Source organism: Citrobacter sp. Cb080 (assembly GCF_030334745.1).
In the GTDB taxonomy this organism is placed as follows: Bacteria; Pseudomonadota; Gammaproteobacteria; order Enterobacterales; family Enterobacteriaceae; genus Citrobacter; species Citrobacter braakii.
On record NZ_JAOWDG010000083.1, the window covers coordinates 64,281 to 89,694 of the forward strand.

20 protein-coding genes and 1 pseudogene are annotated in these 25,414 nt (G+C 53.1%); 8 read left to right on the forward strand and 13 right to left on the reverse strand.

Annotation, left to right across the window (positions count from 1 at the left end):
• Positions 1 to 30 precede the first annotated feature (30 nt).
• Positions 31 to 2,382, reverse strand: coding sequence for a DNA polymerase II (polB, locus tag OGV38_RS22495; RefSeq protein WP_269519337.1), 2,352 nt, complete (start codon positions 2,380 to 2,382; stop codon positions 31 to 33).
• Between the two features lie 600 nt (positions 2,383 to 2,982).
• On the opposite strand from polB, the pseudogene OGV38_RS22500 reads away from it, so the two are divergent.
• A pseudogene (locus tag OGV38_RS22500) lies at positions 2,983 to 3,367 on the forward strand (DUF4751 family protein).
• A 44-nt stretch (positions 3,368 to 3,411) separates the two neighbouring features.
• On the opposite strand, the gene araD reads toward OGV38_RS22500, so the two are convergent.
• From araD to araB, 3 genes are read right to left on the reverse strand one after another with little or no spacing between them, the layout of a single operon-like run.
• A complete protein-coding gene (gene araD / locus OGV38_RS22505) occupies positions 3,412 to 4,107 on the reverse strand; it encodes an L-ribulose-5-phosphate 4-epimerase (protein WP_047498360.1) in 696 nt (231 codons plus the stop codon).
• Between the two features lie 57 nt (positions 4,108 to 4,164).
• Positions 4,165 to 5,667 (reverse strand): L-arabinose isomerase, encoded by a 1,503-nt coding sequence (gene araA, locus OGV38_RS22510; protein WP_016155678.1) that lies wholly within the window; start codon positions 5,665 to 5,667, stop codon positions 4,165 to 4,167.
• A 10-nt stretch (positions 5,668 to 5,677) separates the two neighbouring features.
• Positions 5,678 to 7,387: a ribulokinase gene (gene araB, locus OGV38_RS22515; RefSeq protein WP_075847948.1), complete on the reverse strand. Its 1,710-nt coding sequence runs from the start codon at positions 7,385 to 7,387 to the stop codon at positions 5,678 to 5,680.
• A gap of 339 nt (positions 7,388 to 7,726) precedes the next feature.
• Between araB and araC the strand changes: the two genes are divergently transcribed.
• Positions 7,727 to 8,572: an arabinose operon transcriptional regulator AraC gene (araC, locus tag OGV38_RS22520; protein WP_003018834.1), complete on the forward strand. Its 846-nt coding sequence runs from the start codon at positions 7,727 to 7,729 to the stop codon at positions 8,570 to 8,572.
• A gap of 119 nt (positions 8,573 to 8,691) precedes the next feature.
• Positions 8,692 to 9,459 (forward strand): DedA family protein, encoded by a 768-nt coding sequence (locus OGV38_RS22525; RefSeq protein ID WP_047417216.1) that lies wholly within the window; start codon positions 8,692 to 8,694, stop codon positions 9,457 to 9,459.
• Between the two features lie 49 nt (positions 9,460 to 9,508).
• Here the strand turns inward: OGV38_RS22525 and thiQ are convergent, their stop codons facing one another.
• The 4 genes from thiQ to sgrR all read right to left on the reverse strand — a co-directional run bounded on the left by thiQ (position 9,509) and on the right by sgrR (position 14,794).
• The gene (gene thiQ, locus OGV38_RS22530; protein ID WP_016151677.1) at positions 9,509 to 10,210 is read right to left on the reverse strand and encodes a thiamine ABC transporter ATP-binding protein ThiQ; all 702 of its coding nucleotides are present in this window, start codon (positions 10,208 to 10,210) and stop codon (positions 9,509 to 9,511) included.
• Complete coding sequence (gene thiP, locus OGV38_RS22535) at positions 10,194 to 11,804, reverse strand: thiamine/thiamine pyrophosphate ABC transporter permease ThiP (protein ID WP_269519344.1); 1,611 nt, start codon at positions 11,802 to 11,804, stop codon at positions 10,194 to 10,196. Before thiP ends, thiQ begins: the two co-directional genes overlap by 17 nt.
• A complete protein-coding gene (gene thiB, locus OGV38_RS22540; protein WP_269519347.1) occupies positions 11,780 to 12,763 on the reverse strand; it encodes a thiamine ABC transporter substrate binding subunit in 984 nt (327 codons plus the stop codon). The genes thiP and thiB overlap by 25 nt, the downstream gene beginning before the upstream one ends.
• Before the next feature lie 375 nt (positions 12,764 to 13,138).
• A complete protein-coding gene (sgrR, locus tag OGV38_RS22545; RefSeq protein WP_016155682.1) occupies positions 13,139 to 14,794 on the reverse strand; it encodes an HTH-type transcriptional regulator SgrR in 1,656 nt (551 codons plus the stop codon).
• Positions 14,795 to 14,893: 99 nt separating this feature from the next.
• On the opposite strand from sgrR, the gene sgrT reads away from it, so the two are divergent.
• A complete protein-coding gene (gene sgrT, locus OGV38_RS22550) occupies positions 14,894 to 15,016 on the forward strand; it encodes a glucose uptake inhibitor SgrT (RefSeq protein WP_016151681.1) in 123 nt (40 codons plus the stop codon).
• A 115-nt stretch (positions 15,017 to 15,131) separates the two neighbouring features.
• Positions 15,132 to 16,310 (forward strand): sugar efflux transporter, encoded by a 1,179-nt coding sequence (locus tag OGV38_RS22555; protein WP_286475096.1) that lies wholly within the window; start codon positions 15,132 to 15,134, stop codon positions 16,308 to 16,310.
• A 49-nt stretch (positions 16,311 to 16,359) separates the two neighbouring features.
• Here the strand turns inward: OGV38_RS22555 and leuD are convergent, their stop codons facing one another.
• The 5 genes from leuD to leuL form a co-directional block, all read right to left on the reverse strand.
• Entirely contained in the window at positions 16,360 to 16,965 is a 606-nt protein-coding gene (gene leuD / locus OGV38_RS22560; protein WP_016155684.1) for a 3-isopropylmalate dehydratase small subunit, read from the reverse strand.
• A gap of 10 nt (positions 16,966 to 16,975) precedes the next feature.
• The gene (leuC, locus tag OGV38_RS22565; RefSeq protein WP_137352577.1) at positions 16,976 to 18,376 is read right to left on the reverse strand and encodes a 3-isopropylmalate dehydratase large subunit; all 1,401 of its coding nucleotides are present in this window, start codon (positions 18,374 to 18,376) and stop codon (positions 16,976 to 16,978) included.
• Between the two features lie 2 nt (positions 18,377 to 18,378).
• Positions 18,379 to 19,470, reverse strand: coding sequence for a 3-isopropylmalate dehydrogenase (leuB, locus tag OGV38_RS22570; protein WP_016155686.1), 1,092 nt, complete (start codon positions 19,468 to 19,470; stop codon positions 18,379 to 18,381).
• Positions 19,470 to 21,041, reverse strand: a complete 1,572-nt coding sequence (gene leuA, locus OGV38_RS22575) for a 2-isopropylmalate synthase (RefSeq protein ID WP_016151686.1) — start codon at positions 21,039 to 21,041, stop codon at positions 19,470 to 19,472. Before leuA ends, leuB begins: the two co-directional genes overlap by 1 nt.
• Before the next feature lie 90 nt (positions 21,042 to 21,131).
• On the reverse strand, positions 21,132 to 21,218 hold the full coding sequence (gene leuL / locus OGV38_RS25020) for a leu operon leader peptide (RefSeq protein ID WP_049269161.1): 87 nt from the start codon (positions 21,216 to 21,218) through the stop codon (positions 21,132 to 21,134).
• A 654-nt stretch (positions 21,219 to 21,872) separates the two neighbouring features.
• Between leuL and leuO the strand changes: the two genes are divergently transcribed.
• The 3 genes from leuO to ilvN all read left to right on the forward strand — a co-directional run bounded on the left by leuO (position 21,873) and on the right by ilvN (position 25,357).
• A complete protein-coding gene (gene leuO, locus OGV38_RS22580; RefSeq protein WP_016151687.1) occupies positions 21,873 to 22,820 on the forward strand; it encodes a transcriptional regulator LeuO in 948 nt (315 codons plus the stop codon).
• Positions 22,821 to 23,138: 318 nt separating this feature from the next.
• A complete protein-coding gene (gene ilvI, locus OGV38_RS22585) occupies positions 23,139 to 24,863 on the forward strand; it encodes an acetolactate synthase 3 large subunit (RefSeq protein WP_016151688.1) in 1,725 nt (574 codons plus the stop codon).
• Positions 24,864 to 24,865: 2 nt separating this feature from the next.
• On the forward strand, positions 24,866 to 25,357 hold the full coding sequence (gene ilvN / locus OGV38_RS22590) for an acetolactate synthase small subunit (RefSeq protein WP_003829566.1): 492 nt from the start codon (positions 24,866 to 24,868) through the stop codon (positions 25,355 to 25,357).
• The last annotated feature ends 57 nt before the right edge of the window (positions 25,358 to 25,414 follow it).

Consider the following 25,414-nt stretch of genomic DNA (forward strand, 5'->3'; position numbering starts at 1 on the left):
GGTACTGGATGGCGGCGGTTTCGTCACGCGTCAAAATAACCCCAGTTGTCCTGTGAGTAGTGTAGCAAAATTATCGTCAATAAAGGGAAGAATTCCCTCGGCAACCGGCTGGATCTGGCGGGTCAGATAATGCTCGTAATCAAGTGCAGATAGCTGATAATCAACAGGTTCAGGTCCATTTATCGTCCAGACATATTTAATCGTGCCACGATTCTGATACTGCTGCGGACGCCCCAGTTTGACGTTCTGCTCATCGGCGAGCCGTGCGGCGCGAACGTGCGGCGGAACATTCCGCTGGTATTCGCTCAACGGGCGGCGCAGGCGTTTGCGGTACACCAGGTGTTCATCCAGTTCACCCGCCATCAGACGGTCGATAGTCTCGCGAACAAACTCTTGATAAGGCTCGTTACGAAAAATTCGCAGGTACAGCTCCTGCTGAAACTGCTGGGCCAGCGGCGTCCAGTCGGTGCGTACCGTTTCCAGACCTTTAAATACCATGCGTTGCTCAGCACCTGACTGAATCATTCCGGCGTAGCGTTTTTTGCTGCCGGTATCTGCACCGCGAATGGTCGGCATCAGAAAGCGACAAAAGTGGGTTTCAAATTCCAGCTCCAGCGCGCTGGTCAGGTTTTGCTGCTTCAGCGATTGCGCCCACCAGTTGTTGACATAGCTCACCAGCTCCCGACCAATCCGGGCCGCATCGTCTTCCGAGTGCGCCTTTTTAAGCCAGACAAAGGTGGAGTCGGTGTCGCCATAGATGACGTCGTAACCCTGAGCCTCAATCAGCGCTTTGGTCTGACGCATGATCGCGTGACCGCGCATGGTGATAGACGAAGCCAGCCTCGGGTCGAAAAAGCGGCAGGCGGTGGTGCCAAGCACGCCGTAAAACGCGTTCATGATGATTTTCAGCGCCTGTGAGAGCGGCTTATTGCCGCGGCGTTTGGCTTCATCACGCCCATGCCAGATCTGGGTAACAATTTCCGGCAGACAGTGCTTTTCGCGTGAGAACCAGGCGTCAAGGAACCCCTCGGTACTGTGTGCCTGATCCGGCTGTGCCATCCCTTCGATAAGTCCCACTGGATCGATCAAAAAAGTACGAATAATTGACGGGTACAGGCTTTTGTAATCCAGCACCAGCACGGAGTCGTACAAACCCGGGCGCGAGTCCATCACGTAGCCACCGGGGCTGGCGTGCGCGGGAACTTCCCCCAGATTCGGTGCCACATAGCCCGCCCGGTGCATTCGCGGTAGGTAGAGATGGCCGAAGGCGGCAACGGAACCGCCGTGCCGGTCGACCGGCAGGCCGTTTACCGTCGATCGTTCCAGCAAAAATGGCATGATCTCGGTTTTATGAAAAATACGCGTGACCAGCTCACAGTCTTTGAGATTGTAGGTGGCGAGTGCGGGCTTATCCTGGGCAAACCGGCGATCTATTTCGTCCATCCTGTCCCAGGGATTATCTATCGACTTCCCTTCGCCCAGCAGCTCCTGTGACACCGTTTCCAGCGAAAAGGATGAGAAATTCCAGAATGCGGATTTAAGCGCCTCAATGCCGTCGATAATCAGGCGACCTTTAGCCTGCGCGAAGAATACGCCGTTTTTGAAGCCATGTTCGCGCCACTCCAGCTCGCTATTGTCACGGCCAAAACGCAGGGGAATGCGGTAACGTTCAGCATGCTTTTGCAGGACGCGTAAATCGAATTGCACGACGTTCCAGCCGATTACCACATCAGGATCGTGACGGGCAATCCAGTCGTTGAGCTTTTCCAGTAACTGCGGGCGGCTTGCGACATATTCAAGTTCAAAATCCAGCGCTGAGGCATCGCCGTTTGCCGGACCGAGCATGTAGACAATACGCTGCCCACAGCCTTCAAGGCCGATACAGTAGAGTTCGCCGTGGCGCGTGGTTTCGATATCCAGCGAGACCCATTTCAGCGGCGGTCGATAGTCAGGGTTCGGCTTCAACCGGGCATTAACCAGCGTACCGTTATGTCTGTCGCCTTCAACCCAAACAGGCGAGGTGATAAAACGCTCCATCAGATACCGTTCCGGCGGACGCACGTCGGCCTCGTAGACGGTAATTGCGTTTTCACGCAGCAGCTTTTCCAGCCGCATGAGCTGGCGATGTGAGCAGCAATACAGGCCGGAAACGGGCTGGCGGTGGAAGTCTTGCAATTGCAGCGGCGTCAGACGATAGCCGTTTTCATTGCGTAATAATGACGCTACGCGAGAAACCTGACTGACAGGAATAAACGCGACCGACTCCTGAGGAGCGAGCGTGACCTGTAGCGGCCCGTCGTCAGTAGCCAGCCAGAATGAGACCTCAGTTCCCTGCGGGGTATCCCGCCAGTGCCGGGTTAAAATAAAGCCTGCCTGCGCCACGCTGTGTATCCATTAAAAAACCAGGCATTATTATAGCCTGGTTTACACGATTGTACTGTTATTTTGTACAGTTAAAAATGAGAACTGCGGGCAGTTATTGTGACAATAAAAGTAAAATGCCCTCCGCAGTAAAAGTGTTACAGGATAGGCTTTGATATTTAATAAATGAATGCCTTAATTTAAAACTTTTCCTTGAATTATTTTATTGGCCTGTCATGGCTATTTGTATCTATTATTCTTTTGTAATTATATTTGTTTCATAAATTGGAAGTCCGTTTCAGGATTTTTATGTCATTTTCGGAATCGTGCTCGTACGGTTTTGTTACTCATCCCTCGGTTCAGGAAAAATGGTTATTTTTTTTATTTGTTTTTATTCATGGTTAGTGTAACTATTTTAATCAAACACTCGGGTTACCAGATTGAATATAATATATTTTTATGGCTTGCTATTGTCTGGATAAAAACGGATTTTCGGTTCGATTTCGTCGGGAATATCTCTCTGTATAATTTGCTTTTTATCGCTGAATATAATTTTATTCATCTGATAGCTCGGGTGTTTTATATCAATAGCTTGGGTGCGTAGTGTTATGGAGGCCTATTATGGATATTTATACTCAGGCGTTACAGGTAGGATATGATCACTATTTATTTGTTAATACTCAGTTATCTAACCCTACAATTAAATCAGTAAGTCAATATATTGAGTATAGAACGTGGTCAGGTCAAATTTGGCGTACTGAGGTTATTGAACGTGGGAATGCTTTCTTTCACTGGCAAGGGCATGACAGAATAAATGGTCATCGTGATACGGTGATTAATTATCTGTTGAATGGACAGCGCTGGCAGTCAACGATTACAGATTACATTTTCTTTCATTCACTGGATGGTGAATGAGGCGCAGGGACATTATGACAACGTGATTAAATACGTTTGTGCTAATAACTGTGTGTATCGAAGTGCGTTTGCGGAATATATAAAGGAATAACCAGAGAGCGCGCCACCGAGATTCCGGGCGCGCTCAGATTGTTTTCACTGGCCGTAGTAGGCTTTTGCGCCGTGTTTACGTAGGTAATGTTTATCTAACAGGGTTTGCTGCATATCCGGCAATTGCGGCGCGAGCTGGCGACAGAAGATCCCCATGTAGGCGACTTCTTCCAGCACGATGGCGTTGTGTACCGCATCTTCGGCGTTTTTTCCCCACGCAAACGGACCGTGAGAGTGCACCAGCACGCCAGGCATCTGCGAAGCGTCAATGCCTTGTTTCTCAAAGGTTTCAACGATCACGTTACCGGTTTCCCACTCATATTCGCCGTTGATTTCTTCCTCGGTCATTTTCCGTGTGCAGGGAATCGATCCGTAGAAATAGTCCGCATGAGTGGTACCCGTGGCTGGAATCGACTGGCCCGCCTGCGCCCAGATGGTCGCATGACGCGAATGGGTATGAACAATGCCGCCAATGGTCGGGAATGCCTGATACAGCAGACGGTGCGTTGGGGTATCAGAGGAGGGTTTCTTCGCACCTTCTACAACCTCACCGGTGGCGATACTGACTACGACCATATCTTCTGCGGTCATAACGCTGTAATCGACCCCGGAAGGTTTTATCACAAACACGCCGCGCTCGCGATCGACGGCACTCACGTTCCCCCAGGTCAAGGTAACCAGGTGGTGCTTAGGCAACGCCAGATTGGCTTCCAGCACCTGACGTTTGAGATCTTCTAACATGTTGATTCCTCTGTGCCGGATGGCGGGCAAGCGCAGAGCCATCCGGCAACAACATAATTAACGTTTAAAACCGTAATAGACGTCGTTCCAGCGCAGCGCGTCCTTAAAGGCCGGCAGGCGGGTATCGTTGTCGATCACGGCGATCTCGATATCGTGCATTTCAGCGAACTGGCGCATATCGTTCAGATCCAGCGCGTGGCTGAAGACGGTGTGGTGCGCGCCACCGGCCAGGATCCAGGCTTCAGATGCGGTCGGCAGATCAGGCTGGGCTTTCCACAATGCGTTAGCCACCGGCAGTTTCGGCAGGGAGTGCGGTGTTTGAACCGTGTCGATGCAGTTAACCAGCAGACGATAGCGATCGCCAAGATCGATCAGGCTGGCAACGACTGCCGGGCCAGTTTTGGTGTTGAAGATCAAACGAGCGGGATCGTCTTTACCACCAATGCCGAGATGCTGAACATCGAGGATCGGTTTATCTTCCACCGCGATGGACGGGCACACTTCCAGCATGTGCGAGCCGAGCACCAGATCGTTGCCTTTCTCGAAGTGGTAGGTGTAATCCTCCATAAATGAGGTGCCGCCCTGCAGACCGGTTGACATCACCTTCATGATGCGAAGCAGAGCGGCGGTTTTCCAGTCGCCTTCGCCCGCAAAGCCGTAGCCTTGCTGCATCAGACGCTGTACGGCCAGACCCGGGAGCTGTTTCAGGCCGTGTAAATCTTCAAATGTCGTGGTAAAGGCGTGGAATCCGCCCTGTTCCAGGAAGCGCTTCATCCCCAGTTCAATACGGGCCGCTTCCAGTACGTTTTGACGTTTCTCACCGTGGACTTGCGTTGCCGCCGTCATGGTGTAAGTGCTTTCATACTCATCGATTAGCGCGTTGATTTCGCCGTCGCTAATGGAGTTCACTACCTGCACCAGATCGCCTACGGCCCAGGTATTTACCGAGAAGCCGAATTTGATCTGCGCAGCGACTTTATCGCCATCGGTGACCGCGACTTCACGCATGTTGTCGCCAAAACGGCAGACTTTCAGATGGCGGGTATCCTGTTTGGACACGGCCTGGCGCATCCAGGAGCCGATGCGTTCGTGCGCTTGTTTGTCCTGCCAGTGACCGGTGACCACGGCGTGCTGTTGACGCATACGTGCGCCGATGAAGCCGAACTCACGGCCGCCGTGCGCGGTCTGGTTCAGGTTCATAAAGTCCATATCAATGCTGTCCCACGGCAGGGCGGCGTTGAACTGGGTATGGAATTGCATCAGCGGCTTGTTGAGGATAGTCAGACCGTTAATCCACATTTTGGCCGGAGAGAAAGTGTGCAGCCAGACCACCAGACCTGCGCAGCGATCGTCGTAGTTAGCGTCACGACAAATAGCGGTAATCTCGTCAGGTGAAGTACCCAGCGGTTTTAAAACCAGTTTGCAGGGCAGTTTAGCTTCAGTATTCAGCGCGTTAACGACGTGCTCGGCATGTTGGGTTACCTGACGCAGGGTTTCAGGGCCATACAGATGCTGGCTACCAATCACAAACCACACTTCATAGTTATCAAAAATCGTCATTGTCGTGTCCTTAATGTGTCAGGGTTGCCTGGTCTACCGGGGTTTGTTGCGCCGGAGCGGCAGTCGGAAGGTATTGTTGTTCAGCGCTTATCGCCCACTGCTGGTAGCGGCGGTAAAGCTGTTCAAAACGTTGAGCCTGCTCTGGTCGAGGTTGCAGCGTGTTTTCCACGGCGCTTGCCATCTGTTGCTGAGCGGCTGGGATATCGGTGTGTACTTTCGCGGCAACGGCGGCAAAGATAGCCGCACCGAGTGCGCAGCACTGGTCTGAAGCGACAATCTGTAGCGGACGGTTGAGCACGTCACAGCAGGCCTGCATGATGACCGGATTTTTACGGGCGATGCCGCCTAGCGCCATTACGTTGTTAACCGCAATGCCTTGTTCGGTGAAGCATTCCATGATGGCGCGTGCACCAAAGGCGGTGGCGGCAATCAGACCGCCGAACAGCGCTGGCGCGTCGGTTGCCAGATTCAGATCGGTAATCACCCCTTTCAGACGCTGGTTGGCATTGGGCGTACGGCGACCGTTGAACCAGTCGAGCACCACCGGCAAATGATCCAGCGACGGATTTCTCGCCCAGGCTTCGGTTAGCGCTGGTAGCAGCTGTTTTTGGCTGGCTTTAATCTGGGTCTTCAGCTCCGGGTGTTGCGTGGCAAGCTGCTCCAGCGGCCAGCTCAGCACACGGCTAAACCAGGCATAGATATCGCCGAACGCGGACTGGCCTGCCTCGAGGCCAATAAAATGCGGCACCACGCTGCCATCAACCTGGCCGCAAATGCCTTTCACCGCGCGCTCGCCGACGCTGTGTTTGTCAGCAATCAGAATGTCGCAGGTCGACGTGCCAATGACTTTCACCAGCGTATTGGGCTGTGCGCCCGCGCCGACTGCGCCCATATGGCAGTCAAAAGCGCCGCCTGCAATCACCACGCTTTCCGGTAGTCCCAGACGCTGCGCCCACTCGGCGCACAGGGTGCCAACCGGCAGGTCGGCTGTGAAGGTATCGGTAAACATCGGGTATTGCAGATGGCGGTTGAGGATGGGGTCGAGTTCGTCAAAGAAACTGGCTGGCGGTAGACCACCCCAGCTTTCATGCCACAGGGATTTATGCCCGGCGCTGCAGCGACCGCGACGAATATCCTGTGGACGTACGGTATTAGAGAGCAGGGCCGGAACCCAATCGCACAGTTCAATCCACGAAACCGCGGCCTCGGCAACCGCGTGGTCCTGACGGGTCACATGCAGGATTTTGGCCCAGAACCATTCGCTGGAATAAATACCGCCGATATAGCGGGAGTAATCGATCTTGCCCGGTGTGTGGCACAGACGGGTAATTTCTTCAGCTTCTTCTACTGAGGTGTGATCTTTCCACAGGACAAACATTGCATTTGGGTTTTCAGCGAACTCCGGACGCAACGCCAGTACGTTGCCGTCGGCATCGATGGGGGCCGGGGTTGAACCGGTGCTGTCAACGCCAATCCCGACCACTTCCGCACGCTGTTTAACGCTCAGTTCGGCCAGCACGGTTTTCAGCGCCGCTTCCATTGATTCAATGTAGTCGCGTGGATGATGGCGAAACTGGTTGTTTGGACCATCGCAATACTGTCCTTCCTGCCAACGTGGGTACCACTCTACGCTGGTGGCGATTTCTTCACCGGTGGCACATTCCACTGCCAAAGCGCGTACTGAATCACTGCCAAAATCGAGGCCAATTGCAATCGCCATCGTCTTACTCCATCCAAAAATACGGGTATGGATAAACAGTAGTTAGTAGGGATAAAAACCGTCAGGCAGGATTCGCTAATCTTATGGACTAAAATGCTGTGGCATCACAAAGTGTGACGCCGTGCAAATAATCAATGTGGACATTTCTGCCGTAGTTATAGACACTTTTGTTAGCCGATTTTAACGTTGGCGCAGTACATATTTTTTACAAAGTGCTTTTCACAAGCGGGGTTGATGGTCCATTACCGCAAACACAGCGGCCCGCAGGGGCGACGGCAATGATGTCTGGCGTAATATGGACAAATTGTTTCTTAGCAGAACATAGGGAGTATTGAAATTATGGCTGAAACGCAAAACGATCCCCTGCTGCCAGGTTATTCGTTTAACGCGCATTTGGTGGCCGGATTAACCCCCATAGAGGCGAACGGATACCTGGATTTTTTTATCGACAGGCCGCTGGGTATGAAGGGCTATATCCTCAATCTCACTATCCGTGGCGAAGGGGTTATCAATAATCAGGGCAAACAATTTGTCTGTCGGCCTGGCGATATTTTGCTGTTTCCGCCCGGAGAAATTCACCACTACGGACGCCATCCTGATGCCAGTGAGTGGTATCACCAGTGGGTTTACTTTCGCCCACGCGCCTACTGGCAGGAGTGGCTGACCTGGCCGGCCATTTTTGCCCAGACTGGATTCTTTCGCCCGGATGAAGCACATCAGCCGCATTTTAACGAACTGTTTGGGCAGATAATCAACGCCGGGCAGGGAGAAGGTCGCTATTCCGAACTGCTGGCGATTAATTTACTGGAACAGTTATTGCTCCGACGTATGGAAGCCATTAATGAATCGCTGCATCCCCCCATGGACAACCGCGTGCGCGACGCCTGCCAGTACATCAGCGATCACCTGGCGGACAGTAATTTTGATATTGCCAGCGTCGCACAGCACGTCTGCCTGTCGCCTTCCCGTTTGTCGCATCTGTTCCGTCAGCAGTTGGGTATCAGCGTATTAAGCTGGCGCGAGGATCAGCGTATCAGCCAGGCCAAGCTATTGCTGAGTACCACTCGTATGCCCATTGCTACGGTGGGGCGCAATGTTGGCTTTGACGATCAGCTCTATTTTTCTCGCGTTTTCAAAAAATGTACCGGCGCCAGTCCGAGCGAGTTTCGCGCCGGATGTGAATAAAAAGTGAATGATGTGTCCTGAAAGTTGTCATAACTCGCAATCTATTCAGACAATTGATGGCTTGACGAAGTTGAGACGGGTTATCAAAATCCCTGCTTCGTAAATCTGACGGACACATTATGCAAGCATTGCTGGAACACTTTATTCTTCAGTCCGCCCTGTACTCCCTGATCGCCGTACTGCTGGTGGCCTTTCTGGAGTCACTGGCGCTGGTTGGTCTGATTCTGCCCGGTACCGTGATGATGGCGGGGCTGGGGGCGCTGATTGGCAGTGGCGAACTGAACTTCTGGCATGCCTGGCTTGCGGGCATCATTGGTTGCCTGTTGGGGGACTGGATCTCTTTCTGGTTGGGCTGGCGCTTTAAAAAGCCGCTGCATCGTTGGTCGTTCATGAAAAAGAACAAGGCGTTGCTGGATAAAACCGAGCACGCGCTGCATCAGCACAGCATGTTTACCATTCTGGTGGGGCGTTTTGTGGGACCGACGCGTCCGCTGGTGCCAATGGTGGCGGGCATGCTGGATCTGCCTGTCGCTAAATTTATCGTCCCGAATATTATTGGTTGCGTACTGTGGCCGCCGTTCTACTTCCTGCCGGGGATCCTGGCGGGGGCGGCAATTGATATTCCTTCTGAGATGCAGAGCGGGGATTTTAAATGGTTGCTGCTGGCGACGGCGCTGTTGCTATGGGTAGGGGGCTGGTTTTGCTGGCGACTGTGGCGTAGCGGCAAAGCGGCAGTCGATCGCTTAGCCGCGTATTTCCCCCGCAGCCGTTTACTGTATCTGGCGCCGTTGACGCTTGGGATCGGCGTGGTTGCGCTGGTGGCGTTACTGCGCCATCCGCTGATGCCGGTGTATATTGATATTCTGCGTAAAGTCGTGGGTTTCTGAGGATTCTTTTGCCGGATGGCGCTGACGCTTATCCGGCCTGGGAAATCAATCACTCGGCTTTGATGCCCAAGAGCGTCGAGGCGCTGGCCTGACCGCTTAATAACTCATCCGTTTTGCCCTGCCAGGCGATGCGCCCGTCGGCGACCACAATCGAACGGGACGCAATTCGCGCCGCATCTTCTACGCTGTGGGACACCATCAGCAACGTAAGCTGTTTATCGCGACAGACCTCGGCAACCAGCGTTAACATCTCCTGGCGCAGGGCGGGATCGAGCGCAGAGAACGGTTCATCAAGCAGCAAAATGGGTTGTTCCCGCACCAGGCAACGCGCCAGCGCTACGCGCTGTCGCTGACCGCCGGAAAGCTCACCGGGGAGGCGCTCCAGCAGTGAGTCGATCCCCATTTGCTGGGCGATGTGATGCATTTTCTCCCGCTGCGATGCATTCAGCTTCAATCCCGGGTTAAGGCCCAGGCCGATGTTTTGCTGCACGCTCAGGTGGCTGAACAGGTTATTTTCCTGAAACAGCATCGAAACGGGGCGGCGTGAGGGAGGCGTGGCGGTGTGATCTTCACCTTCAATCAACATGGTACCGCTGGCAGGCGTGAGGAAGCCGGCGATCAGATTCAGCAGCGTACTTTTCCCGGCGCCGCTGGGCCCGAGGATCGCGACCTGCTCACCGCGTGCGATCGACAGCGTAAAGCGCATCGGCAAATGGTGATAAAGCCATGTGATATCAATCAGTTTTAACATTTCGACCCGGCAATTTCTCAATAACGGTAAACAGCGTAAAGCACAGGATCAGCAGCAATAACGCCGTAACTGCGCCATCCTGACTGCGATAAGAGCCAATCTGCTGATATAAATAAAACGGCAGGGTGCGGAAATCCTCATTACCAAATAGCGCGACCACGCCAAAATCGCCAATCGACAGCACGCAGGCAAAAGCCATCGCCTGCGCCAGCGGGCGCTTCAGGGTGCGCAGTTCAACCACTTTCAGACGCGACCATCCCTCAATTCCCAACGACTGGCACAACATACTGTAGCGGGCGGTGATGTCCCGCATTGGGTTTTCCAGTACCTTCAGCGCGTAAGGGATCGCCATCAGCGCATTGGTAAAAATGACAATCCCGTCGGCTGATTCGGGGAGTCCAATGGTGTTATTGAGCAGCAGAAAGAAGCCGGTTGCCAGCACGATGCCCGGCATGGCGAGGATCATCATGCCGCTAAGTTCCAGCATCTGACCTGCCAGCACCTGCTGTCGGGCACGCAGTTCACGACTGCTCCATAACAGCATCATGGTGAGAACTACGCACAACGCACCTGCCGCCAGCGCAATGCGCAGCGAGGTTCCCAGTGCGTGCCACAGTACAGGTTGCTTAAGAACATCCAGCATATGGCGGTTAATACCATCGACAATTACCGCCAGCAGCGGCGGCAGCAGTAGCAGCAGGGCCAGAATAATCAGCAGCGCGTCTGCCAGGCGGCTGTGCAGACGATCGTCGGGATCGCGCCAGCCCTGAACCAGCGTGGTACCGGGGGCAATGGCGCGGCTCAGACGTTGGCTGAAGAGCACCAGCGCTAAACAACAAACCATCTGGATCAACGCCAACATGGCGGCGCGGGCGGGATCGTAATCGAAGTTCAGCGCCTGATAAATTGCCAGCTCGATGGTAGTGGCCTGCGGTCCACCGCCCAGCGACAAAACGGTGGCGAAGCTGGCGAAACAGAGCATAAAGATGAGCGCCGCGACGGGAAGGATTTGCCGACGCAGCCACGGCCATTCAACAAAGCGGAAGAAATGCCAGCCGCGCAGACCTAACTGAGCGGCTAACTGTCGCTGTTCGCCGGGAATATTCTCCAGAGACTGCAACAGCAGACGACTGGCCATCGGCAGGTTGAAAAAGACGTGCGCCAGCAGAATGCCCTGCAGACCGTACGGCGAAAACGTCCATTCCAGCCCGAATGTATGCCAGATCGAGGCCAGCCAGCCCTGACGACCGTACACGCTAAGAATACCGAAGACCGCGACCAGCACTGGCAGGATTAACGTCATCGCGCACAGGCGCAGCAGCGCCAGTCGTCCTGGAAAACGGCGGCGATAGAGCGCTCTGGCAAGGAAAATCGCCGGGATGACCGACAGCACTGCGGATAAAAAAGCCTGCCAGAAAGAAAAGCGCACCACGTGCCACAGGTAGTCGTCTTGCCACAGTGAGCGCCACTCCCCCCGTGGGGCGTTAAACCACAGCGCCAGAAACGCGGCCAGGGCAACGGCCACCATCAGCGTGGCGGCGGTAAGCCCTGGAACCAGCCAGCCGGGAATTAACGGCTGACGGCGCGTTGCCATTCGCTAATCCATGCCTGGCGTTGAGCCGCAACCTGCTGCGGCGTAAATTCCAGCGCGGTGGCTGGCTTATTCAGTTGCTCGAATCCAGACGGCAGGGCGACCTGGGTTACCGGATACATCCAGTTACCGGTCGGAATCGCGTTCTGGAAGGCCGGAGACACCATAAACTTGAGGAATTTCTCGGCCAGTTCCGGCTGTTTGCTGGCCGCAGTACGGGCGGCGACTTCTACCTGCAAATAGTGGCCTTCGCTAAAGTTGGCTGCGACGTAGTTGTCTTTTTTCTCGGCGATGATGTGATAGGCCGGAGAGGTGGTGTAGCTGAGTACCAGGTCGCTTTCGCCTTTCAGGAACAGGCCGTAGGCTTCACTCCAGCCCTTGGTGACCGTGACGGTTTTTGCCGAAAGCGCGCGCCAGGCCTCCGGCGCCTTATCGCCATAGACTTTTTGCATCCATAGCAGCAGGCCCAGCCCCGGCGTGCTGGTACGCGGGTCCTGATAAATGACGCGCCATTTTTGATCGCTCTCTACCAGTTCTTTCAGGCTTTTGGGCGGATTCTTCAGCTTGTTCTTATCATAAACGAAGGCGAAATAGCCGTAATCAAACGGAACGAAGGTATCGTTTTTCCAGCCGCCGGGCACGTTTACGGCTTCACTTGCTACACCGCTTTTGGCAAACAGTTTGGTTTGGGTGGCGGCTTCCAGAAGGTTGTTATCGAGGCCCAGTACGACGTCAGCTTTACTGTTTTTTCCTTCCATGCGCAGGCGGTTAAGCAGCGAGACGCCATCTTCCAGCGCGACCAGTTTCAGTTCACAGTTGCAGTCAGCTTCAAAGGCTTTTTTTATTGTCGGGCCCGGGCCCCAGTCAGCTGCGAACGAGTCGTAGGTATAAATGGTCAGTACAGGTTTGGCGAAAGCAGGCGCTGCGCACAGCAGTAAAAGCGGAAGACATTTTTTAAACACTTTGCACCTCATAAAGTTGGGTGGCAAAGGACTTGAGTTGCAGCCTCAAATCCCTTCGCCGGCATTATCCGGATCAGGTTCGACGGGTATCTCTCAGCCCATACACTTCATCATTCACGCTGCCTCTGTGTTGGCTGCGTTACTCGGCCCATCTCCGGGCCTCGCCCCTTCGGGGCCGCTGCAAGCAGCGTTCAAATCTGCTCCCGGCAGATTTGTCGCTCACCCCAGTCACATAGTTATCTATGCTCCTGGGGACTCACTCGCTTGCCGCCTTGATGCATCATGAATGATTTTGTGTATGTTTTTATTTAGCACCCCGTTGAGAACGGCGTTAGTGTAATGATTTTGTTGCTATGCGGCAATCAAGAGCCGGATCTAAGGATCCGGTGGTGCAAACCACGCTGATTTAAAATCAAACCAGCCGAGGGTATTCATGCGTAATCCGCGCATACTGCGCTGTCCTTGAATGATGAGCCAGTGGTGGATCAGCGGCACAATGGCCTTTGTGGCGAGCAGCTGTTGGCACCATGCAGCCAGGCTCATTTCGCCCGTTCGCCAGCGAGCTGCATCGTTTTCCCAGTCCCGCGAGATACAGTTTTGCAGCAACGGGACTTCGCACAAATGGGCGAACAACGAGAAATCCAGCGGTAGGGTAAAGTTGGCGCTGTTGAGCCAGATATCGCTGACGATTTCACCCGCATGCCATTGATCGTAGTCGATCTCCTGAATATTTAACTGTACCTGATGCTCTGCCAGCAACGTCTTCATGATCTGCGCGATAATCCGATGTTCGATGTGATCGCGATAGTAGGTGATCGTCAGCGTTTCCAGTCCGGCGGGTTTTTCACCATGGCCGGGTTTGGCATGGTGCCAGCGGGGGAGCAAACCGTAGGCGGGAAACCACAGTCGCTGGAACTGTTCGTCGGCGTGGCAGATGAGATGGGTTGGCGAAAGAACGCGGCTAACCCAATCGCGAACCTCCTGATTAGCGCCACGGTGGGTGCGCGCATCAAACAGCAGGTAGTAGCAACCTTCCTCGAGGCGGCTTTCGATCGCCTTTTCATCCTCCGTGGGGCCTTTTAGCGTCAACCCACCGCCAGGCTCTTCACCGATATCGGGTAAAACCCAAACGTTAACTTCGTCGATCAGCGCCCGGTAGCCAAAGTAATCATCAAATGCATGAATTTTCAGTTGGTTATTGGTATTGCGCATCACCGCATAGGGACCAGTGCCAATTGGGTGGCTGGAGAAGTTGCTGAGCGTCTCCCATTCTCGCGGCAGGATCATGGCGGGGACTTGCCCCAATAGCCAGGGAAGCCAGCGGTCGGGTTGGGCGAGATGGATATCCAGCGTCCAGGCCGTGGGAGAAACGATCTGCGTGATGTGCGAGTACAGCGGCAGGGCGTTAATGCGCATCAGCGAGGTGATGACATCTTCCATTTCCAGTTCGCGGCCATGATGAAAATGAATCCCCGGACGCAGGAAGAATCGCCAGTGTAAAGGTGAAATCTGCTGCCAGTGATGGGCGATGTCCGCTTCCAGTTCCCCATTTTCCTCATTTACCCGAATTAAGGCGCTGAAGATTTGCCGGGCGATATGAGTTTCTGAACGGCGTAGCGCCGTACCGGGAAGCAGGTTGTGCATGGGACGATAATAGAGAACGCGCATGATGTGCCGCCCCTGGCGAAAACTGCGCCCCAGGTGAGAAACCAGCATCTGTCGTACGGCCGTTTTGTCACCGACCAGCTGCACCAGTTGATCGATGCGATCCTGTTCCAGCAGGTCTTCTGCCCGCTGCTGCTGGAGTGCCAGCCCGGTATAGAGGAAAGTCAGGCGCGAGCGTTTACCTCTCCCAACTTCGGCTTCCCACGTTAACCAGCCGCGTTCTTGCATGGTATTGAGCAGGGTACGCATATGGCGGCGCGAACAACTCAGCAGTTCCGCCAGCTCGTTCAGCGTCGTGTCTTGCGTTTTGCCGTCACAGCATTGCCACAGACGGATGAACTGTTGTTGCAGACGACCAGAAGACATAAAAGGGGAACTCCTGCGAAAAACTCAGCAATTTTATTTTCCCTATATTAAGCCAATAATAGATTCCGATGAAGCGATGAGACAACGAAGGGGTCATCTATGCGTCAGTTCTGGTTGAAATACTTTACCGCGACGGAAAAATCGTCCTGGTTGGCTTGCCTGAGCGCACCGCAGCGCTTAAAGATGCTCGAAGAACTGATGCAGTGGGAGGTGACAGCCTGACTCCTGAATTGGGAATTGCAGACATCATGTGTGACTGAGTATTGGTGTTAATCGCCGCGCCAGCAGATAATCACTGCTGGCTTTTTTTGTTTCTGCAGCGCTAAAAGGAACTGTAATGCTCTGGATTATGACCATGGGACGGCGCCTCAACGGCGTTTACGCGGCATTTATGCTGGTCGCTTTTATGATGGGCGTAGCAGGTGCATTGCAGGCACCCACGCTGAGCTTGTTCCTGAGCCGTGAAGTCGGGGCGCAGCCGTTTTGGGTCGGGCTGTTTTATACCGTCAATGCGATTGTCGGGATTGTTGTCAGCCTTGGCCTCGCGAAACGATCCGACAGCCAGGGCGACAGGCGCAAGCTGATCATGTTCTGCTGTTTGATGGCAATCGGAAACGCGCTGCTGTTTGCGTTTAATCGCCACTATCTCACGCTTATCACCTGCGGTGTGCTGTTGGCCTCGCTGGCGAATACCGCCATGCCGCAGCTGTTTGCGCTGGCGCGGGAATACGCTGATAACTCCGCGCGTGAAGTGGTGATGTTTAGCTCGGTGATGCGTGCGCAGCTTTCGCTGGCCTGGGTAATTGGACCGCCGCTGGCCTTCATGCTGGCGCTGAATTACGGCTTTACGGCGATGTTTTCCATTGCCGCAGGGATTTTCGCCATTAGCCTGGTGCTGATTGCGCTGATACTGCCGTCTGTCACGCGGGTGGAGCAACCTGTTGACGTACCGCTGGAACAGACCGGTGGTTGGCAGGACAAAAATGTGCGCATGTTGTTTATTGCCTCCACGCTGATGTGGACCTGCAATACCATGTACATCATCGATATGCCGCTGTGGATAAGCCTTGAGCTGGGGTTACCGGACAAGCTGGCCGGTATACTGATGGGGACGGCGGCTGGGCTGGAAATTCCGGCGATGATCCTGGCGGGCTACTATGTGAAGCGCTTTGGTAAACGGCGAATGATGATCGCGGCCGTCGCGGCGGGCGTACTGTTTTATCTTGGTTTGATCTTCTTTCACAGCCGCACGGCGCTGCTGGTGCTGCAACTATTTAATGCAGTATTTATCGGTATCATCGCCGGGATAGGAATGCTGTGGTTTCAGGGCCTTATGCCCGGGCGTGCGGGGTCAGCGACCACATTATTTACCAACAGTATTTCAACGGGGGTCATTCTCGCGGGAGTGATTCAGGGGGCTGTTGCGCAAAGCTACGGTCACTTTGCCGTCTATTGGGGGATTGCGGCGATTTCTGTGGTCACGCTGGTGATGACCGGGCGGGTAAAGGACGTTTGATTTTTGTAGTGCCGGATGGCAGCTTACGCCTTATCCGGCACCACAAGGACTAGCGCATAAACGCTGGCTGCTTGTCTTCGTACTCGGTGATGGCCGCTTCATGCTGCAGCGTCAGCCCGATGCTGTCCAGACCGTTCAGCATGCAGTGGCGGCGGAAGTCGTCGATTTTAAAGCTGTAGGACTTATCGCCCGCTTTCACCACCTGCGCTTGCAGATCCACTTCAAATTTAATGCCCGGATTGGCTTTCACCAGGGCGAACATTTCATCTACCTGCGCGTCGCTCAAGGTCACCGGCAGCAGTTGGTTATTGAAGCTGTTGCCGTAGAAGATGTCAGCGAAGCTTGGCGCGATCACTACTTTAAAGCCGTAATCGGTCAGCGCCCATGGCGCATGTTCACGGGAAGAGCCGCAGCCAAAGTTTTCCCGCGCCAGCAGAATTGACGCGCCTTTATATTCCGGGAAGTTCAGTACGAACTCTGGGTTAGGCTGTTGCCCTTTTTCATCCAGAAAACGCCAGTCGTTAAACAGATGAGCGCCAAAACCGGTGCGCGTAACCTTCTGCAAAAACTGTTTGGGAATAATCGCGTCGGTATCCACGTTGGCGGCATCCAGTGGGACAACCAGGCCGGTATGTTGGGTAAATTTCTCTGCCATGGTAGTTTCCTTATTTGATGCTGCGAATGTCGGCAAAATGACCGGTAACGGCGGCAGCGGCGGCCATGGCCGGGCTGACTAAATGCGTGCGACCACCGCGGCCCTGGCGGCCTTCAAAGTTACGGTTGCTGGTGGATGCACAGCGCTCGCCTGGGTTCAGGCGGTCATTGTTCATGGCCAGACACATGGAACAGCCCGGTAAACGCCATTCAAACCCGGCTTCGATGAAGATCTTGTCCAGACCTTCCGCTTCAGCCTGCGCTTTCACCGGACCAGAACCCGGCACAACCAGCGCCTGTACGCCTGGCGCAACTTTGCGCCCTTTGGCGATTTGGGCCGCAGCGCGTAAATCTTCAATACGCGAGTTGGTACAGGAACCGATAAACACTTTATCGATGGCCACTTCTGTTAACGGAATGCCCGGTTTCAGCCCCATATATGCCAGCGCTTTTTCAGCCGATGCGCGCTCAACGGGATCGGAAAATGACGCCGGGTCGGGAATATTATCGTTCACCGAGATGACCTGACCCGGGTTCGTACCCCAAGTGACCTGAGGTGCGATCTCTTCTGCCTGCAGGGTAACGACGGTATCAAACGTCGCGTTGTCGTCGGTTTTCAGCGTTTTCCAGTACGCAACCGCGTTGGTAAAATCCTCACCCTTCGGTGCGTGTAAACGACCCTGCACATAGCTAAAGGTGGTTTCATCCGGTGCGACCAGACCCGCTTTGGCGCCCATTTCAATGGCCATGTTGCACAGGGTCATACGGCCTTCCATGCTCAGCGCACGGATGGCTTCGCCACAAAATTCAACGACGTGCCCGGTACCGCCTGCACTACCGGTTTTACCGATAATCGCCAGCACGATATCTTTGGCGGTAATGCCAGGTGCTGCCGTGCCGTTAACTTCAATCTTCATGGTTTTGGCACGCCCCTGTTTCAGGGTCTGCGTCGCCAGAACGTGTTCAACTTCAGAGGTGCCAATACCAAAGGCCAGCGCGCCAAACGCGCCGTGTGTGGCGGTGTGGGAGTCGCCGCAAACGATGGTCATACCCGGCAACGTTACGCCTTGCTCAGGCCCCATCACGTGGACGATCCCCTGATACGGGTGGTTCAGGTCGTACAGTTCGACGCCAAATTCATTGCAGTTTTTGATCAATTCCTGCATCTGAATGCGCGCCATTTCGCCGGAAGCGTTAATGTCTTTGGTTTGCGTGGAGACGTTATGGTCCATGGTGGCAAAGGTTTTACCCGGCTGGCGCACCTGACGTCCATGCGCACGCAGGCCATCAAACGCCTGCGGAGAGGTCACTTCATGCACCAGATGTCTGTCGATATACAACAGCGGGGTTTCGTTTTGCGCTTCGTAGACGACGTGCGCATCGAACAATTTTTCGTATAACGTTTTGGCCATGATTACACCCCTTCTGCGACGTAACGGGCAATAATGTCACCCATTTCATCGGTACCGACTGCGGCAGCGCCACGGGCTAAGTCACCGGTGCGAATGCCTTCTTCTAATGCGCGGTTGATGGCGCTCTCAATTGCGGTTGCCGCATCATTGGCGTCCAGGCTGTAGCGCAGCAGCAGCGCCAGCGAAAGGATTTGGGCGATAGGGTTAGCAATGTTTTTCCCGGCGATATCCGGAGCGGATCCGCCAGCGGGCTCGTACAGACCAAAGCCCTGCTCATTCAGGCTGGCGGACGGTAACATCCCCATTGATCCGGTGATCATGGCGCATTCGTCAGACAGAATGTCGCCAAACAAGTTGGAGCACAGCAGCACGTCGAACTGGGATGGATCTTTGATCAACTGCATCGTCGCGTTGTCGATGTACATATGCGCCAGCTCAACATCCGGATATTCATTAGCAATTTCATTGACGATTTGGCGCCACAGAATAGACGTTTGCAGTACGTTGGCTTTATCAATCGACGTGACTTTGCGGCGACGCTGGCGAGCAGATTCAAACGCGATACGTGCGATACGCTCGATCTCGAAACGGTGATAAACCTCGGTATCAAAGGCTTTTTCATGTTGTCCGCTGCCTTCGCGGCCTTTTGGCTGACCGAAGTAGATACCGCCGGTCAGTTCGCGCACGCACAGGATGTCGAAACCGTTCGCGGCAATATCTGCGCGCAGAGGGCAAAATGCTTCCAGCCCCTGGTACAGCTTAGCCGGGCGCAGGTTGCTGAATAATTTGAAGTGTTTACGCAACGGCAGCAGCGCGCCGCGTTCAGGCTGCTGGTTTGGCGGCAGATTTTCCCATTTCGGACCGCCAACGGAGCCAAACAGAATGGCGTCAGCTTGCTCACAGCCTTCAACCGTCGCTGGCGGCAGCGGCTGACCATGGTTATCGATAGCTGCCCCCCCCACGTCGTAGTGGCTGGTGGTAATGCGCATGTTAAAACGGTTGCGGATTGCGTCCAGTACCTTCAGGGCTTGCGCCATCACTTCCGGACCAATACCGTCGCCCGGCAAAACAGCAATATGATAATTCTTCGACATCACACGGTTTCCTTGTTGTTCTCGTTGTTCTGAGCTTTGCGTTGCAATTCTTTTTCGACTTCTTCGGCGCGCCAAATGTTGTTCAGCACATGAACCATCGCTTTCGCGGACGATTCGACGATATCTGTTGCCAGACCGACGCCGTGGAAGCGGCGACCGTTATAATTAGCAACGATATCCACCTGGCCCAGCGCATCTTTACCGTGCCCTTTGGCGGTCAGGCTGTATTTCACCAGTTCGATGTTGTACTCGGTCACACGGTTGATGGCCTGATAAATGGCATCGACCGGACCGTTACCGTTCGCCGCTTCGGCTTTGACTTCTTCACCGCAGGCCAGCTTGACGGAGGCGGTGGCGATGTCATTTGAGCCGGACTGCACGCTGAAGTAATCCAGACGGAAATGCTCCGGCTCTTCCTGCTGTTTATTAATAAAGGCCAGCGCTTCCAGGTCGTAATCAAATACCTGACCTTTTTTATCCGCCAGCTTCAGGAATGCGTCGTACAGGTTGTCCAGGTTGTATTCATTCTCTTTATATCCCATCTCGTCCATACGGTGTTTCACTGCGGCGCGTCCGGAACGGGAAGTCAGGTTCAACTGCACCTGGTTCAGACCGATGGATTCAGGCGTCATGATTTCGTAGTTTTCACGATTTTTCAGTACGCCGTCCTGATGGATGCCAGAGGAGTGGGCAAAGGCGCCGCTACCGACAATGGCTTTGTTGGCCGGAATGGGCATGTTGCAGATTTGGCTGACTAACTGACTGGTACGCCAGATTTCTTGGTGATTAATGCGGGTCTGTACGTTCAGGATATCTTTGCGCACTTTGATCGCCATGATCACTTCTTCCAGTGAGCAGTTACCGGCGCGTTCGCCGATACCGTTCATCGCGCCTTCCACCTGGCGAGCACCGGCGTGGACGGCCGCCAACGCGTTGCCAACGCCCAGACCTAAATCATCATGGGTGTGCACGGAGATGATGGCTTTATCGATATTCGGTACGCGTTCATACAGACCAGAAATGATTGCTCCGAATTCGAAAGGCATGGTGTAGCCAACGGTATCGGGGATATTGATAGTTTTGGCTCCCGCATTAATCGCGGCTTCGACCACGCGGGCCAGATCGGCAATAGGGGTACGGCCAGCATCCTCGCATGAGAACTCCACGTCATCCGTATAATTACGCGCACGCTTCACCATGTAGACTGCTCGCTCGATCACTTCATCCAACGTGCTGCGCAATTTCGTCGCGATATGCATCGGCGAGGTGGCGATGAACGTATGAATGCGGAAAGCCTCAGCGACCTTCAGAGATTCTGCGGCAACGTCGATATCTTTTTCTACGCAGCGGGCTAAGGCGCAAACGCGGCTGTTCTTCACCTGACGAGCGATGGTTTGTACGGACTCAAAGTCACCCGGTGAAGAGACCGGAAAACCGACCTCCATCACGTCAACGCCCATACGCTCGAGGGCCAGCGCAATCTGCAGTTTTTCTTTCACACTCAGGCTCGCCTGTAACGCCTGTTCACCGTCACGTAAGGTGGTATCGAAAATAATGACTTGCTGGCTCATGGTTTAGGTCCTTGGTCTTTAGGGCGCCTTGCTTCGAGCATAAAAAAACCCGCGCAACGGCGCGGGTTTTTTGTCTTAACTGGAGCTGACTTAATGCTGAATGTCGTCCACCAGTCTACCGCGCAATGAGAATGCGTTTAGTAGTAGTAGACCGATAAAACGAGCAATGTAAGTCATCAATCAAGCTCCAGGCGAATGCGATATGCTTTTAGTGGTACTGGATATGAAGACTGATGTCAACCCCATTCCCTGTAAATGCTCCCGTTAAGGGGGAAAGTTTCTGATAAACTTAAGCGAATTGTGCTGAATTTCTCAGGGTATATAAAATTAATCATCTGATCGTTGAACATGTTTTTCACGGTTTGACATATTTAAGCATATTTATTTGCATTTATGGTCACGAAGAACTGAAGATAACGCCTCATTTGGGATTTCATATCTTTATGATTTATCAGCTTTTATATTCATTCTGAATGGATGAAACCAATGTGTTACCCAATAATTGATAAATTAATGTTAACTTTTAATGTGTTAATAATAGAAATGTTTAATTAAAACTTAAATACGTATTCACTGTGCGTATGATTGTGCATTCGCCACGCTTATGGTTATATTGTTTTCGAAATTTAAACATATGAATCATCGCGCAGTGACATCTGCCGCACTACGCTTGTGGTGTTCTTTTGTACATTTAGATTTGTGCCTTTATGTTTTCCTAATTTTAATGTTTTTCCTTTTTCTTATTTTATATGCATGGTAAATCATATTAACGGAGATTATTTCTGCACTCCGTCTGGGAAAAGGGAGTTTAGAGTGACAGTGGAGTTAAATATGCCAGAAGTAAAAATAATAGATAAATCTAATCTCATAGAGATGGGGAAGCCACAGCTTCGCATGGTTGATCTTAATTTATTAACTGTTTTTGATGCGGTGATGCAGGAACAAAATATTACGCGTGCTGCACATACGCTGGGGATGTCGCAACCCGCTGTCAGTAATGCGGTCGCACGCCTGAAAGTCATGTTTAACGATGAGCTTTTTGTTCGTTATGGCCGTGGAATCCAGCCGACAGCAAGAGCCTTCCAGCTGTTTGGCTCCGTTCGTCAGGCATTGCAATTAGTGCAGAATGAACTGCCTGGTTCCGGCTTTGAACCTACCAGCAGCGAGCGTGTATTCAATCTTTGCGTATGCAGTCCATTGGATAATATTCTTACTTCGTTGATTTATAATCGAGTTGAACAAGTCGCGCCGAACATTAATGTCGTTTTTAAATCTTCACTAAATCTAAATACCGAGCACCAATTACGTTATCAGGAAACTGAGTTTGTTATTAGCTATGAAGAATTCCGTCGTCCGGAATTTACCAGTGTTCCGTTATTCAATGACGAAATGGTGTTAGTAGCAAGCAAAAAACATCCGCGCATTAGTGGCCCATTGCTGGAAAGCAATCTCTATCATGAACAGCATGCCGTGGTTTCGCTCGATCGCTTCGCCTCATTCAGCCAGCCGTGGTATGACACACCGGATAAACAATCCTGCGTGGCTTATCAGGGAATGGCATTAATCAGCGTGCTTAATATTGTGTCGCAAACGCACCTGGTCTCTATTGCGCCGCGTTGGTTGGCGGAAGAGTTCGCCGATTCTTTAGAACTGCAGATATTGCCTTTACCTTTAAAATTGAACAGCCGCACATGTTATCTTTCCTGGCATGAGGCTGCGGGGCGCGATAAAGGACATCAATGGATGGAAGAACTGTTGGTCTCCGTCTGTAAGAAGTAGCCGCTGGCAGAATAAATCGGGGAATACATCTGGTTTATTCTGCTTTTATCTTTATATCTAAAATTTTGTGCTGAACTCGACTTTTTACGTATGTCCGAAAGTGTAAAAAAATAGACTAATTGCTGTAAGTCCCCCTTTTTAAGCGATTATTTATCATATCAATTGCTTATGCTGGTTTAATTCTCCATTTATTCAATTCTTACCTCCGTTTTATTCTTATTTACTCCAGTGCCACCTCTTCGGAGTCAATTGCCATGCGTCATCGTCAGCGGTTAATGTGTTGTTAAACCGTAATTCATTATAAGAGTGAGGCAAGCCATGGAGATGTTGTCTGGAGCCGAGATGGTCGTCCGATCGCTTATCGATCAGGGTGTGAAGCAGGTATTCGGTTATCCCGGGGGGGCCGTCCTCGATATTTATGATGCATTGCATACGGTCGGCGGTATTGATCATGTGTTAGTCCGTCATGAGCAAGCCGCAGTACATATGGCTGATGGCCTGGCGCGTGCCACGGGAGAAGTGGGCGTCGTTTTGGTCACTTCCGGACCAGGGGCAACCAATGCGATCACCGGGATTGCAACGGCATATATGGATTCCATTCCGCTGGTGATCCTCTCCGGCCAGGTCGCCACCTCCCTGATTGGCTACGATGCCTTTCAGGAGTGCGACATGGTGGGTATATCCCGCCCGGTGGTAAAACACAGTTTTCTGGTTAAACAAACGGAAGATATCCCGCAGGTGCTGAAAAAAGCCTTCTGGTTGGCGGCAAGCGGTCGTCCGGGGCCGGTGGTGGTGGATTTGCCGAAAGATATTCTGAATCCGGCGAAAAAACTGCCTTATAGCTGGCCGGAGTCGGTGAGTATGCGTTCGTATAACCCGACAACGACCGGGCACAAAGGACAGATAAAACGTGCTTTGCAGACGCTGGTCGCGGCGAAGAAACCGGTTGTCTATGTTGGTGGTGGCGCGGTGAATGCCGCCTGTCACGAACAACTGGGGCAAATTGCCGAAGCACTTAATCTGCCGGTTGTCTCCTCGCTGATGGGGTTAGGCGCGTTTCCGGCCACGCATCGCCAGGCGCTGGGAATGTTGGGCATGCATGGTACTTACGAAGCGAATATGACCATGCATCATTCTGATGTGATCTTTGCCGTCGGCGTTCGTTTTGACGATCGAACGACCAATAATCTGGCAAAATATTGCCCGAATGCGACCGTGCTGCATATTGACATCGATCCGACCTCTATTTCAAAAACCGTCACTGCGGATATTCCGATTGTGGGCGATGCTCGCCTGGTGCTGGATCAGATGCTTGAACTGCTGCCGCAGGAGAAATCGCAGCAGCCGCTGGATGATAACCGTGACTGGTGGCAACAGATCGAACACTGGCGCGCTCGTCAGTGCCTGAAATACGACACGCAAAGTGAAAGTATTAAACCGCAGGCGGTGATTGAAACCATCTGGCGTCTGACGAAAGGGGATGCATACGTGACCTCTGACGTTGGCCAGCATCAAATGTTTGCCGCACTTTACTATCCGTTCGATAAACCACGCCGCTGGATTAACTCAGGCGGCCTCGGCACCATGGGATTCGGTTTACCCGCGGCGTTAGGGGTGAAAATGGCGCTGCCGGATGAAACAGTGGTGTGCGTCACCGGGGATGGCAGCATTCAGATGAACATCCAGGAACTGTCGACGGCGCTGCAATATGAGCTACCGGTACTGGTGCTCAACCTTAACAACCGCTATCTCGGCATGGTCAAACAGTGGCAGGACATGATTTACTCCGGGCGTCACTCCCAGTCTTACATGCAGTCGCTACCTGATTTTGTGCGCCTTGCTGAAGCTTATGGGCATATCGGTATCCAGATTAATCATCCAGGCGAACTGGAGAGCAAGCTGGGCGAAGCGCTGGAACATGTGCGTAACCATCGCCTGGTGTTTGTTGATGTCACCGTCGACGGCAGTGAGCATGTCTACCCGATGCAGATTCGTGGGGGCGGGATGGACGAAATGTGGTTAAGTAAAACGGAGAGGACCTGATTATGCGCCGGATATTATCAGTATTGCTGGAAAACGAGTCGGGTGCATTGTCACGTGTGATTGGCCTCTTCGCCCAGCGCGGATACAACATTGAAAGCCTGACCGTCGCGCCGACTGACGACCCGACCTTATCGCGGATGACGATTCAAACGGTAGGGGATGAGAAAGTCCTGGAGCAGATCGAAAAGCAGCTACACAAACTGGTGGATGTTCTGCGCGTCAGCGAACTGGGGCAGGGCGCCCACGTTGAACGAGAAATCATGCTGGTGAAAATCCAGGCTAGCGGCTATGGCCGGGAAGAGGTGAAACGCAACACGGAGATATTCCGTGGGCAAATCATCGATGTTACGCCGTCGATCTACACCGTACAGCTGGCGGGCACCAGCGATAAGCTGGATGCGTTTCTGGCAACGCTACGGGAAGTCGCCAAAATCGTGGAAGTTGCCCGTTCCGGCGTGGTGGGGCTTTCCCGCGGCGATAAAATTATGCGCTAACGCTTACCTGACCTACGCGAGATGCATTGGCTATCGGTTGCTTTTTTTTTGCGAAAT